This window comes from Tenacibaculum salmonis (assembly GCF_041053065.1).
Lineage (GTDB): Bacteria > Bacteroidota > Bacteroidia > Flavobacteriales > Flavobacteriaceae > Polaribacter > Polaribacter pacificus_A.
The window spans coordinates 2,318,035-2,331,508 of record NZ_JBFCVV010000001.1 but is presented as its reverse complement, the minus strand read 5'-3'; the positions used below and the strand labels follow the sequence as shown (position 1 = coordinate 2,331,508).

Annotated in this window: 9 protein-coding genes; 7 read left to right on the top strand and 2 right to left on the bottom strand. The window is 28.6% G+C overall.

Annotated features, from left to right (window positions below; all coding sequences use genetic code 11):
• Nucleotides 1-3: 3 nt before the first annotated feature.
• Entirely contained in the window at nucleotides 4-2,535 is a 2,532-nt protein-coding gene (gene gyrA, locus AB0T67_RS10290) for a DNA gyrase subunit A (RefSeq protein WP_369220226.1), read from the bottom strand.
• Between the two features lie 301 nt (nucleotides 2,536-2,836).
• Here gyrA and AB0T67_RS10285 point away from each other — a divergent pair, with 301 nt between their 5' ends.
• Nucleotides 2,837-5,392: an ATP-dependent Clp protease ATP-binding subunit gene (locus AB0T67_RS10285; RefSeq protein WP_369220225.1), complete on the top strand. Its 2,556-nt coding sequence runs from the start codon at nucleotides 2,837-2,839 to the stop codon at nucleotides 5,390-5,392.
• A 179-nt stretch (nucleotides 5,393-5,571) separates the two neighbouring features.
• Entirely contained in the window at nucleotides 5,572-6,972 is a 1,401-nt protein-coding gene (locus AB0T67_RS10280) for a TlpA family protein disulfide reductase (protein ID WP_369220224.1), read from the top strand.
• An 83-nt stretch (nucleotides 6,973-7,055) separates the two neighbouring features.
• Here the strand turns inward: AB0T67_RS10280 and AB0T67_RS10275 are convergent, their stop codons facing one another.
• Complete coding sequence (locus tag AB0T67_RS10275) at nucleotides 7,056-7,511, bottom strand: DUF4442 domain-containing protein (protein ID WP_369220223.1); 456 nt, start codon at nucleotides 7,509-7,511, stop codon at nucleotides 7,056-7,058.
• A 163-nt stretch (nucleotides 7,512-7,674) separates the two neighbouring features.
• Here AB0T67_RS10275 and AB0T67_RS10270 point away from each other — a divergent pair, with 163 nt between their 5' ends.
• The 5 genes from AB0T67_RS10270 to AB0T67_RS10250 all read left to right on the top strand — a co-directional run bounded on the left by AB0T67_RS10270 (nucleotide 7,675) and on the right by AB0T67_RS10250 (nucleotide 13,456).
• Nucleotides 7,675-8,103, top strand: coding sequence for a DUF4870 domain-containing protein (locus AB0T67_RS10270; RefSeq protein ID WP_369220222.1), 429 nt, complete (start codon nucleotides 7,675-7,677; stop codon nucleotides 8,101-8,103).
• A gap of 18 nt (nucleotides 8,104-8,121) precedes the next feature.
• Nucleotides 8,122-8,466 (top strand): PadR family transcriptional regulator, encoded by a 345-nt coding sequence (locus tag AB0T67_RS10265; protein WP_369220221.1) that lies wholly within the window; start codon nucleotides 8,122-8,124, stop codon nucleotides 8,464-8,466.
• Complete coding sequence (locus AB0T67_RS10260) at nucleotides 8,459-10,447, top strand: PspC domain-containing protein (protein ID WP_369220220.1); 1,989 nt, start codon at nucleotides 8,459-8,461, stop codon at nucleotides 10,445-10,447. The genes AB0T67_RS10265 and AB0T67_RS10260 overlap by 8 nt, the downstream gene beginning before the upstream one ends.
• A 266-nt stretch (nucleotides 10,448-10,713) precedes the next feature.
• Complete coding sequence (locus AB0T67_RS10255) at nucleotides 10,714-12,162, top strand: glutamate-cysteine ligase family protein (protein ID WP_369220219.1); 1,449 nt, start codon at nucleotides 10,714-10,716, stop codon at nucleotides 12,160-12,162.
• On the top strand, nucleotides 12,155-13,456 hold the full coding sequence (locus AB0T67_RS10250) for a hypothetical protein (RefSeq protein ID WP_369220218.1): 1,302 nt from the start codon (nucleotides 12,155-12,157) through the stop codon (nucleotides 13,454-13,456). Before AB0T67_RS10255 ends, AB0T67_RS10250 begins: the two co-directional genes overlap by 8 nt.
• Nucleotides 13,457-13,474: the final 18 nt, after the last annotated feature.

Below are 13,474 nucleotides of genomic sequence, written 5' to 3'. Positions count from 1 at the left end.
TTGTTATTCTTGATCTTCGTTTGTATTATTTTCAATTTCCGTGCCAGTTTCTGTTTGAGCCTCTTCGACTACTTCAATTTCTTCTGATACCTCTTCTTCTTCACGCATTACTTTTGCTACTGCAGCAATACTATCTGTTTCTTTAATATTAATTAAACGAACACCTTGTGTTGCACGCCCCATTACACGTAAATCTTCAACAGCCATACGAATTGTAAGCCCCGATTTATTAATAATCATTAAATCATTTGAATCATCTACGTTTTTAATCGCTACTAATTCTCCTGTTTTTTCTGATATATTTAAAGTTTTTACACCTTTTCCACCACGGTTTGTTACACGGTAATCTTCTAATTTAGATCTTTTTCCGTATCCTTTTTCAGAAACCACTAAAATATTACTGTCCATATCATTTACAGCAATCATTCCTATTACTTCATCTTTATCATGTTGTAAACTTATCCCACGAACTCCAGATGCAGTTCTTCCCATCGGACGAGTTTTAGCTTCTTCAAAACGGATAGATTTACCCGATTTTAATGCTAACATTACCTGACTATCTCCAGTAGTTAATTTAGCTTCTAAAAGCTCATCACCTTCTTTAATAGTAATCGCATTAATTCCATTAGTTCTTGGACGAGAATATTGTTCTAAAGAAGTCTTTTTAACTTGTCCTTTTTTAGTTGCCATAATTACGTAACGACTATTGATGTACTCTTCATCTTTTAAGTCTTCAGTAACTAAAAATGCTTTAACTTTGTCATCAGGTTCAATGTTGATTAAGTTTTGCATTGCTCTACCTTTGGTATTCTTTCCTCCTTCGGGGATTTCATACACTCTCATCCAGAATACTTTTCCTTTTTGAGTAAAGAACATCATATACTGATGATTTGTTCCAACAAATAAATGCTCTAAGAAATCCTCATTACGAGTAGTTGCTCCTTTTTGACCACGTCCACCTCTGTTCTGAACTTTATATTCATCAAGATTCGTACGTTTTACATATCCTGCATGCGAAATAGTAACTACAACTTTAGAGTTTGGTATCATATCTTCGATACGCATATCTCCACCAGCATAATGAATTACAGAACGACGTTCATCACCATATTTATCTCTAATATGAGTTAATTCATCTGTAATTATTTGATAACGTCTTGGTTCATTCGCTAAAATATCTTTTAAATCGATAATAGTTAACATTATTTCATCAAACTCACCACGTAATTTATCTTGCTCTAAGCCTGTTAATTGACGTAAACGCATTTCAACAATGGCTTTAGCTTGAATTTCAGTTAATTCAAAACGCTTGATTAAACTCTCACGAGCTTCATCACCATTTTTAGAGGCACGGATAATTTTAATTACCTCATCAATATTATCTGAAGCAATAATTAATCCTTCTAAAATATGGGCTCTTGCTTCAGCTTTCTTTAATTCAAATTCTGTTCTACGAACAATAACTTCATGTCTATGTTCTACAAAATAATGAATTAATTCTTTTAAGTTTAATTGTTCAGGACGACCATTTACAAGTGCAATATTATTAACACTAAATGATGTTTGTAACTGAGTATATTTAAAAAGTTTATTTAAAACGATATTAGGAATTGCATCACGCTTTAAAATATAAACGATACGCATTCCATTTCTATCAGATTCATCACGAATATTCGCAATTCCTTCTAATTTTTTATCATTAACTAACTCCGCAGTTTTTTTAATCATTTCTGCTTTGTTCACCTGATAAGGAATTTCAGTAACAACGATACATTCTCTTCCTTTTACTTCTTCGAAACTAGTTTTAGCACGCATCACAATACGCCCTCTACCAGTATGAAAAGCATCACGTACACCTTCATAACCATAAATAGTTCCTCCTGTAGGAAAATCTGGCGCTTTAATGTGTTCCATTAGCTCATCAATTTCAATATCGTTATTTTCGATATAAGCAATAGTACCGTTAACAACTTCTGTTAAATTGTGTGGTGCCATATTTGTTGCCATACCTACTGCAATACCTGACGCACCGTTTACTAATAAGTTAGGAATACGAGTTGGTAATACCGTTGGTTCTTGTAAAGTATCATCAAAATTTAAACGATGATCAACAGTATCTTTTTCAATATCAGCAAGCATATCTTCTGATATTTTCTGCATTCTTACCTCAGTATAACGCATTGCTGCTGGAGAATCTCCATCAACAGAACCGAAGTTTCCTTGACCATCAACCATCATATAACGTACACTCCAACTTTGTGCCATACGAACCATAGAATCATATACAGAAGTATCTCCGTGTGGGTGATACTTACCAAGTACTTCCCCTACAATTCTTGCAGATTTTTTATATGATCCTGTTGCCTTAATACCTAGTTCGTGCATACCGAATAAAACTCTTCGATGAACTGGTTTTAAACCATCTCTTACATCTGGTAATGCTCTTGATACAATAACGGACATCGAATAATCGATATACGCTGATTTCATTTGCTCTTCAATGTTGATAGGAATCAACTTTTCGCCATCTGCCATATATATTTGTTTAAAATATTAGTTGTCATTTTCATTTTAAAAAAAAATGAACTTTAATTTATAAAACTCATTTCCAAAATACGCTAAAATCAGCTGTACTTTTTAAAACATTGCAAGATACCACAAAGCCTTCTTTTATACAAAATTTATACTTATTGTTTTAACCAAGCTTATCAGTAGTTTTTAAACATTAACAGCGTATATTTAATACGACAGAATGTGTCTCAAAAATTATTGGCATTTTTTTTGTTATCTTTAAAGAAAAAAAGTTACTAACTTTACACTTATACAAATTAAATTTATGGAAGATAATTTTTCACCACAGGTTAAAGATGTAATTACTTTTAGTAAAGAAGAAGCCTTACGATTAGGTCATGATTTTATTGGAACAGAACATCTATTGCTAGGTTTGATTAAAAAAGGAGACGGTAAAGCAATCGAAATCTTAACTACTTTTGATGTAGATTTAGAATTGATGCGCAATAAATTAGAAAAATTAAACCCGGCTATCTTATCAATAGCAAGTATCGAAAAAAAGAACTTGCACCTTACTAGACAAGCAGAAAAAGCAATAAAAACTACGTTTTTAGAAGCTAAATTATATCAAAGCAATTCAATTGACACGGCACATTTACTATTATGTATTTTACGTAATGAAAATGATCCTGCTACAAAATTACTTCAAAAATATGATGTAAGCTACGAAGATGCTAAAACGCTTTATAAAGAACTTCATATAGATGACGATAACTTTTCGTCTCCAATAGCTGAAACACCTTCTGAAGATGAATCATCTAGAGATAAACAAAATCCTTTTGGTCAACAATCTTCAAAAGGAAAACAAGTAAAAAGTTCTAAAACACCTGTTTTAGACAATTTTGGTCGTGATTTAACAGCATTCGCAATTGCAGGTAAATTAGATCCTGTTGTTGGACGTATAAAAGAAATTGAACGTGTTTCTCAAATTTTAAGCAGAAGAAAGAAAAATAACCCAATGTTAATTGGAGAACCTGGTGTTGGTAAATCGGCAATTGCAGAAGGTTTAGCTTTAAGAATTGTAGAACGAAAAGTCTCAAGAATTTTATTTGACAAACGAATTGTTTCTTTAGATTTAGCGAGCTTAGTTGCTGGAACAAAATACAGAGGGCAGTTTGAAGAACGCATGAAAGCATTAATGAATGAGTTAGAAAAGAATGATGATATCATTTTATTTATTGATGAAATTCATACCATTGTTGGTGCAGGAGGCGCAACAGGTTCTTTAGATGCTTCAAATATGTTGAAACCTGCTTTAGCTCGTGGAGAAATTCAATGTATTGGTGCTACAACTTTAGATGAATTCAGAACAAATATTGAAAAAGATGGCGCTTTAGAACGTCGTTTTCAAAAAGTAATCGTAGAGCCTACAACTGTTGAGGAAACGATACAAATTTTACATAATATTAAAGGGAAATATGAAGCGCATCATCAAGTATCATTTACTGATGAAGCTATAGAAGCCTGTGTAAAACTTACAAATCGTTATATGACAGATCGTTTTTTACCTGACAAAGCTATTGATGCTTTAGATGAAGCAGGGTCTAGAATTCATATCACAAATATTGTTGTACCTCAACAAATTTTAGAACTAGAGGCTAAATTAGAAGAAATTCGTAAACAAAAAACGAGAGCAGTTAGCGGACAAAAATATGAAGAAGCTGCAAAGCTTCGTGATGATGAAAAAAACATTGAAACAGCTTTAGTATCCGCTGAAAATCAATGGGAAGAAGACGCTAAATTAAATAGAGAAATTGTTACTGAAGATAATGTTGCCGAAGTAGTTTCTATGATGACAGGGATTCCTGTAAACAGAGTTGCAGAAGCAGAAAGTCATCGTTTAGCTGATTTACCTAATATGATTAAAGGTAAAGTTATCGGGCAAGATGAAGCAGTTACCAAAGTTGTAAAAGCAATACAACGTAATCGTGTTGGATTAAAAGATCCTAACAAACCTATTGGGTCGTTTATATTTTTAGGTTCAACAGGAGTTGGAAAAACACAATTAGCAAAAGTATTAGCTCGTGAATTATTTGACTCTACTGACTCTTTAATTAGAATTGACATGAGTGAATACATGGAAAAATTTGCTATCTCTAGATTAATTGGAGCGCCTCCAGGATACGTCGGATACGAAGAAGGTGGACAATTAACCGAAAAAGTTAGAAGAAAACCTTATTCTGTAATTCTTTTAGATGAAATTGAAAAAGCACATCCTGATGTATTTAATATGCTTTTACAAGTGTTAGATGATGGACATATCACTGACAGTCTTGGAAGAAAAATTGACTTTAGAAATACTATTATTATTATGACTTCTAATATCGGAGCTCGTAAAGTAAAAGAATTTGGTTCAGGTGTTGGTTTTGGTACTTCATCAAAAAAAGATCAAGAAGATGCTCATGTAAAAAGTATTATTGAAGGTGCTTTAAAAAAATCATTTGCACCCGAATTTTTAAATCGTATTGATGATGTTATTATTTTCAATTCATTAGAACGTGAAGATATTCATAAAATTATTGATATTGAATTAGAAAAACTTTTAAGTCGTATTGCTGATTTAGGATATAAATTAATACTTAACGAAAAAGCAAAAGATTATATTGCTGATAAAGGTTTTGATAAAAAATATGGTGCAAGACCTTTAAAAAGAGCAATTCAAAAATATATTGAAGATGCTTTAGCTCAAGAAATTGTAAATTCTAAATTAGATGAAGGTGATACTATCACTATGGATTTAGATGAAAAAAATAATAAACTTGTTATCAATATAGAAAAAGGTACAAAAACTGAAGAATCTCGTACAGAAATAGAAGAATAATGATTTAAAAAAACTCCTGAGTTTATTACTTGGGAGTTTTTTTAAATAAACTATCATAAAAAAAACAGTGTTAAAACAAAGCCTGTTTTAAAGACAAAAAAAAATTAAATTCCTGTTAAAATCTTTGATAAAAAATCTAAAAAAAGTAACTTTGACAACTTATTTTAAATAAATAGTAAATGATGAAAAAAATACTACTTTTAGCCTTAATAGCAATTACTATTTCGTCTTGTGAAAAAGAAGAAGAAAAACCGGTAAAAGATTATCTTGTTTTATCAGGAACAATTAAAAATTTCAAAAAAAGAGAAATTAATTTAGTAGGTCTTAACTTTGAAAAAAATATAAAAGTTGATAAAAAAACAGGTTCTTTTTCTGATACTATACAAATTAATAGAGATAATTACTATGCACTTATACTTAAAAAAGGAAGAGTAAGTTTAAACTTATACCTAAAAGATACTGTAGATGCAAATATAATTGCTGATTATAAAGATATTAATGAGGTTAATTTTACAGGAACTAACGCTAATATTAATAAATATTTAGCTGATAAAAAGATAACATTTTCTAAAATTCTAGTAAATGCAAACAAATTATTCTCTTTAGATGAAAGTGATTTTTTAGATAAAATGAAAGAATATAAAGATGCTTTAATTGAGTTATCAGTTTCTAATAATTTACCTACAGATTTCTTGAAAAAAGAAGTTAAAAGTATTGAATATGAATATTTAAGAAACTTAAGTAATTACCAAGATTACTATGGTGCTTTAACAGAAAATGAAGATTTTACAGTTTCTGAAGATTTCCCTGATCCTCTTAAAAATTTCAATTACAGTAGTGGTGATGATTATGTAAGCTCATATTCTTACCGTAAAATGTTAGAAACCCAACTATACGCTATAGCACAAGAAAAAAACGAAGAAGGTGGTGATTTTCCTTTAACTTATTTAGAAACTGTAGAAACAATAGTTAATGATAGTTTAGCTAAAAATGATTTAATATACAAAAAGGCTAAAAATGATATCACTTATACTGATAATTTAAAAGAGTATCATGATAAATTTATGACATACTCTACTAATAAAGAGCATAAAGAATTTATTTCAAAAACATATAACATATTAAAAACAACTGCTAAAGGACAACCCGCACCAAAGTTTTCAAATTTTGAAAATTATAATGGAGGAACAACTTCTTTAGATGATTTATTAAATAAAGGAAACTATTTATACATTGATGTTTGGGCAACTTGGTGTGCTTTTTGTAAAAGAGAAATTCCTTTACTAAAAAATTTAGAAGAAGAGTACCACGGAAAAAATATTACGTTTGTAAGTATTAGTGTTGATGATAAAAAGCAACATGAAAAATGGAAACAAACAATAATTGACAGAGAAATGACTGGAATACAGTTATTTAGCGGCAAAAAACAAGGGGATTTAGAATGGGCCCAAAAATTCTTAATAAAAGGATTGCCTAAATTCATTATTATTGATCCTAATGGAAATATTGTAAGCCCTAATGCACCTGCACCTTCTCAAGGAGAAAAGTTAATTGACATATTTGATGAATTAGGTATATAAATCATCATTTCAAAAACTAAAAAAACCGCTAATTAGCGGTTTTTTTTTAGTTTTATACCAAATGAATTAAGAGTTATTTTTTATTATGACTTTACTTTTAAACTCCATTCAAATTGAAATTTAGATACAGAAATACCATCTTCATTAATTCCTTCCGATGTAACTAAAATAGTTTGCCCTTCACCTGTTTCAATCGATTTTTGAATTGCTCTTTTTATAACCAATCCATCATTACATTTAAAATAAACTCTACCTGTAGCTTTTTTAGTAAAAGTAGCATTCATATTAGTTACTAACATGGATACTTTTCTATTAGATTTATCAATAGCCTGCATCACTAAAATACCTGTAGATAACTCGGCTGCCATTCCTTGTACCGCCCAAAACATACTATTAAAAGGATTCTGATTTATCCAACGATGTTTTACGCTTACTTCTGATTTTTCATCAGAAATAAACTTAACTCTAATTCCACAGATATATGCAGAAGGCAATTTAAATAAAGTGAAAAAATTTATTTTTCGAGGTGTAAACTTCATTAGAACTGTGTTTGTAGGCAATTTACAGCTTTTTTTTGAAAATTACATGAGTATATAGCATCTAAAGAAATGTTAATAAAATGTTAATTATAGTACTATGTAATACAAAGTACCTTTTAAAAGATATATATTTGCATAATCAAGTAGTATAAAAAATATAACCATGCAAAACAACAACGATAATACCAACGCATTTTTAATACACATTTCCGCATTTGTAGGATATTTATTTCCTTTAGGAAGTATTATAACGCCTTTAATATTGTGGCAAACTTTAAAAGATAGAAGTTTATTTTTAGATAAGCACGGAAAAGAAGCTGTAAACTTTAATATCAGTTTTGGTTTATATATTTTTATTTTAAGCGCTTCTTTCTTTTCTTTTTTCTTCGGAAATTTTTTAAACATTTTTAATGGAATCGACATTGACTTCGGTGAACATCATTTTTATAATGGTATTTTCGGATTTTTAGGAATTGCCTCTTTAGTAAGTATTGTTTCGTTGATTAAAATAGCTTTGATTATTATCGCTGCAATGAAAGCAAATAAAGGAGAAGAATACCACTATCCTTTTACAATTAATTTTATAAAATAACCTTATAAATCGCGGTATATGAAGATTGAAAATACAAAAGCACAAATGCGAAAAGGGGTTTTAGAATATTGCATTTTATCTATTTTACAAAATGGTGATGCTTATACTTCTGAAATACTTTTAACATTAAAAAGTGCAGAAATGATTGTGGTTGAAGGAACTATTTATCCATTATTAACTCGCCTAAAAAATGCAGGTTTACTTAGTTATAGATGGGAAGAATCAACCTCAGGACCACCACGAAAATATTATGTTTTAACAGAGAATGGTGGGCTGTTTTTAAAAGAATTAAACAACACTTGGAGTAATTTAGTAAACGCAGTAAACTTAGTAACTACTACAAAATCAACTAACGATGAATAAGACAATAAACATAAACTTAGGCGGGTTCTTCTTCCATATAGATGAAATTGCTTATCAGAAATTAAAACGTTATTTAGAAGCAATTGCACGCTCTTTAAGTGATGATCCGCAAGGAAAAAATGAAATTATTTCAGATATTGAAGCACGTATTAGTGAACTTTTATCTGAAAAAATTACTGATGCTCGTCAGGTTGTAAATGAAAATGATATTGAAGAAATCATTACAATTATGGGGCAACCTGAAGATTATGCAGAAGTTGAAGAAGACTACAGTGACGATACTTCATACAGTTCTAAAACAAAAAAAAGTACGTCTAAAAAATTATTCAGAGATGGTGATGACAAGTTCTTAGGTGGAGTTTGTTCAGGTATTGCTCATTATTTTAATATCGATGTTATTTGGATTAGAATTGCTTTTATCATTTTGGTTGCCTCTGGTTTTTCGCCTTTAGCATATATTATTTTATGGGTTTTATTACCCGAAGCAAAAACAACTTCTGAAAAATTACAAATGGAAGGCGAAGCTGTAAACATTGATAATATTGAAAAAAAAATTCGTAACGAGTTTGAATATTTATCAGAAAAATTAAAAGATGGTGCTAGTGAAATATCCGATAAAATTTCAAGTGCAGATTATGAAAAATTACGCTCAAAAACAACATCAGGTTTACAAGATTTTATAGATACAATCGCTAAAATTTTACTTACTTTATTTAAAATATTTGGTAAATTTATGGGTATTCTTCTAATTTTTATTGCTGGTAGTACTATACTTGCGTTATTGTTTGGAGCATTTTCAATCGGTAGTTTAGAAATTTTAAATGTTGATAACGACTTTGTACATTATCCACCATTTTTTTATGAATCTATTTTACCGAAATGGTTGTTAGCAATTTCGTTATTTTTATTGATAGGAATTCCGATGATTGTATTATTCATCTTAGGATTAAGAATACTTTCTCCTTCTATTAAAAAATTAAACACAACTACTATTTTCACCTTATTAGGAATTTGGTTGATTTCATTATTTACAATTAGTTTTTCGGGTATCGAATACGCTACAACTCACGCTTATAATGGTGCTAATGTGAGTAAACATAATATTACTTACACAAAAGAACAGCCTTTAAAAATAAGAGTTGTTAATGATGATAATATTTATTACAATCAAAATTTAAGCAATAGGAATAACGCTGAAGATGTAGTTATTAATGATGTTAAAATGAAATATTCTAACGATATAAATATCGATGTTCGTAAAAGCGAAACAGGTAATGCTTATATCGAAATTAAAAGAACATCTGAAGGTAAAAAACGAAATAAAGCAAATGATAACGCTAAAGAAATTAACTATAATTTTAACATAACAAACAATACAATTATTTTTGATGCCTTCTTTTTAAGTGCTTATAAAAACATTTGGAAAGATGAAGAAATTAAAGCAACTGTTTATATTCCTGAAGGTACAACAGTTTATTTTGAAAATTCTTCTCGTAAATTTATTGATGATATTAAAAACACTCAAGATATTTATGACCGTGATATGGCAAATCATCATTTTAAAATGACTTCAAGAGGTTTTGAATGTCGTGATTGTAATTCTTCTAATAATTTCGATGATGGTGATGATGATGACAATTCTAACAGCAAAAATGAAAACAATAATGAAGAGATAAGTTTTTTGTTCGATAGTACCATTAATGATACAAAAGCAGAACTTATTATCACCAAAGAAACCACTAAAAATGAGCTTAATAAATTAGCTATTTGGTTTAAAAATAAAAAAGGAATTGATATTGATTTCTCAGAATCTAGCTTTTATGATGATGGAAAAATTAAAACATATTTACTACAAGTAAATTGTAATGACGGTTTTAAAGGAAAATCAAGCGATTCTAAAAGTATGGTAATCGGTAACGGAAAACATGGTTTTATTAGAAGTTATGGAGAAAATGATAGTCTGAATTTTAAAATTTGGTAATTTAAAATTATGGATACTATTTTTGACTTCTTCTTTAAAGGAAACTTTTTTATAAAATTTATAACATTATTATATGATTTAATTTCAAATTTATTTTAACTAAAAAAGCCAAAACATTACTGTTTTGGCTTTTTTATGTTTAATAACATAATTTTTAATCGTTACTATTTTATTTATAATCGTTTATATTTATCAAAAAAATAACAAAAGGATGTGTGCATTGCTACTCACATTCTTTTATTTGCTTTATCAAGAAAATTAATAAAATGAAAAAACAAATAGTTAGTGCTTTTAAAAAATCATTTAATTTTGATAAAAACCAATCCTCACGAGGTATTGGTATTGAATGTGAAATACCTATTGTTGATAAAAAAGGAAATGCAGTTTCTTTACCTATTATACAACAAATGTTTACTTATCTAGCAAGCCTAGGTTTTGAATTAGAAAAAGATGAATTTTCGGACTTATTTATCACTGCAAAAAAAACAAATAAAAAAAGCTCATCAAAATATAAATTCTGTACAGATTTAATTACTACAGATACTGGATACAGTATTATTGAAGTTGTTTTAGCTCCTCAAAATAATTTACAAGCTATTGAATCAAAGCTTATGAATTTATTGTTTTTATTAACTACTTTTTTTGATAGTCAGAATTGCTTGATGCTTGGCTATGGCATTCAACCACTTACCTACCCTTCTCGAAAAATGCAAATGCCTCAAGAACGGTATTCTTTTTTTGAAAAATTTTCAGCAAATAATATCATTCCAAAAAATAAAGGAACTGATTCTTCTTTTCTTAACATTACAGCTTCAAGTCAATGTCATATTGAAATAAGTGCAAATGATGCTATTACAGCAACCAACGTTTTAAATGCTTTTTCAGGCTTACAAATTGCGTTACACGCTAATTCACCAATATGGGGAGGCTCAATTGATACTAAACATAAAGCCAAAAGAGAAATAGTTTGGGATTTTTGTTTTCCTGATAGATTAAATCAAATTGGAATTCCTCCTGTATTTGATTCAAAAGAAATGTACATTGAATATTTACTTAATTTTAAACCCTTACTTATTAAGCGAAATCAAAAATACTATCAAGTTTTAAATAAAAATACATTTAATGATTTTTTAGAAAATACAACACCAACAATTGGCTATTCATTAAAAGGTGAAAAAATAAGAATTACACCAAATATTAATGATGTACAAGAATTAATTCCTTTTAGTTGGTTTAATGCTCGTTTAGTTCCTAAATATGGAACTATTGAAAGCCGAATGTGTTGCCAACAACCTTTAAGTGAAATGTTAACACCTGTTGCTTTAACTTTAGGATTAATTGAAAATTTAGAAGCTAGTAAAAAATTAATGGAAAAATATCCTATTGAAAAATGGAAAGATATAAGAAATAATACAGCTCAAAATACCTTAAATACTTTTATTGATGGAGAAAGTATTATTCCACTTCTTTTACAACTTGTTGATATTGCTAATGAAGGCTTAAAGAAAAGAAATTTACAAGAAGAAATATTTTTACAACCTTTATATAAAAGAATAAAAGAACGTAAATCTCCTGCTGACTTAGCTATTCAAGTTTTTAAAAACAAAGGAATAAATGGACTTATCGAGTATACTTCTTTTAAAAAAGAAGCTTTTAGTTCAAAGCATCAAAATTTATATAAGAATACTTTAAAAAGCGTAATTAACAATGACTAATCAAAATATAGTATCTCCTTCAAAAAAAATAGGTCAATTAAAAGACAATGATATTTTATTAGAAAAAATACCTGACCATATTTATAATAATATGATAAATATCTTTACTGATAAATATCATTTTAAAAATGGTGAGCAAATGAGAATTAGCAACTATTTTGTAAAAATTAGTCGCTCACTTTCAGATACTTTTGTTCAATTTATCGATGAAGTAACAAATCAATTAAATGACAATAAATATCCTAAAATACCAACACCTAATGGATTTAAACCTCATTCTGAAAATTTACTTGACGAAGAATTAAATAATGGATTTTCTTTAGGAAGTTTTGATATGGCTGTTTCAAATAATGGTTTAGAAAATATTGAATTTCAATCCGTAGCGACCTATCCTATTAGTGCCGCTAAACTTAACCAACATTTATTAGATAATTTAAATTTAGAAAACGCCTTTATTTTTGCAGATAATCCTAAAACAAATTGGGATGATTTTATTGAGATGTATAACACATTAATTACTGGAAATCAAAAAGATGGAATCGTACTTGTAGATAGAAAAATTAAAGAACAAAAAACTAATTTCGAATTTTTTGCAACTCAAAAAGAACTTAAAAATCCTATTGCAATAGTAGATATGGAAGATATCTATGAAGATAACGAAACACTTTTTTACACAAATAATTCGCAAAAATCTCCTGTAAAAATTAATCGATTCTATAACCGTATATTATTAGCTGAAGCTTTATTTGAGGATAATTATCCTGAAAATAACAATAAATGGAAATTTCGTTTTGATAAAAAATATAAATCTCTAAAATTTGTTAATCACCCAATAAAGCAATTTGATATTTCTAAACGACTTTCTCCGTTTATAAATCATCCTTGTAATCCTGGTTGTTTTCAATTATCGGAAGTTGTTGATGATTTTAAAAAAGGTAACTTAAAATATGAAGATTATGTTTGGAAACATAAATGGGGAGCTGCAGGACACAAACTTATTTTAGAACCAAATAAAGAAATTTTAGAAAGTTTATCTGATTTTTGGGAAGATTATATCGCACAAAAAAAAGTGAATTTTAAAATTTTTAAAACCGATGATAATCAAGAGAAAATAGTAGAACTACGTTTTATGACTGCTATCCAAAATAAAAAAACAATTATTGTTCCTATGGCTAGAATAGGTCAGGCTGTTAAAAATGAAAAAGGAGATACTATCTTTAAAATTCATTTTGGTGATAATAATAAAGAAGGTTACGGTTTTAGTCCTGTAATTATTTTTGATGATAAAAAATAAAGGAATTAAGTATTAAAA

Bases quoted from the DNA above. Each gene is read 5' to 3' on its own strand.
- gyrA (WP_369220226.1), bottom strand. From the start codon at position 2,535: ATGGCAGATGGCGAAAAGTTGATTCCTATCAACATTGAAGAGCAAATG.
- AB0T67_RS10285 (WP_369220225.1), top strand. From the start codon at position 2,837: ATGGAAGATAATTTTTCACCACAGGTTAAAGATGTAATTACTTTTAGT.
- AB0T67_RS10280 (WP_369220224.1), top strand. From the start codon at position 5,572: ATGATGAAAAAAATACTACTTTTAGCCTTAATAGCAATTACTATTTCG.
- AB0T67_RS10275 (WP_369220223.1), bottom strand. From the start codon at position 7,511: ATGAAGTTTACACCTCGAAAAATAAATTTTTTCACTTTATTTAAATTG.
- AB0T67_RS10270 (WP_369220222.1), top strand. From the start codon at position 7,675: ATGCAAAACAACAACGATAATACCAACGCATTTTTAATACACATTTCC.
- AB0T67_RS10265 (WP_369220221.1), top strand. From the start codon at position 8,122: ATGAAGATTGAAAATACAAAAGCACAAATGCGAAAAGGGGTTTTAGAA.
- AB0T67_RS10260 (WP_369220220.1), top strand. From the start codon at position 8,459: ATGAATAAGACAATAAACATAAACTTAGGCGGGTTCTTCTTCCATATA.
- AB0T67_RS10255 (WP_369220219.1), top strand. From the start codon at position 10,714: ATGAAAAAACAAATAGTTAGTGCTTTTAAAAAATCATTTAATTTTGAT.
- AB0T67_RS10250 (WP_369220218.1), top strand. From the start codon at position 12,155: ATGACTAATCAAAATATAGTATCTCCTTCAAAAAAAATAGGTCAATTA.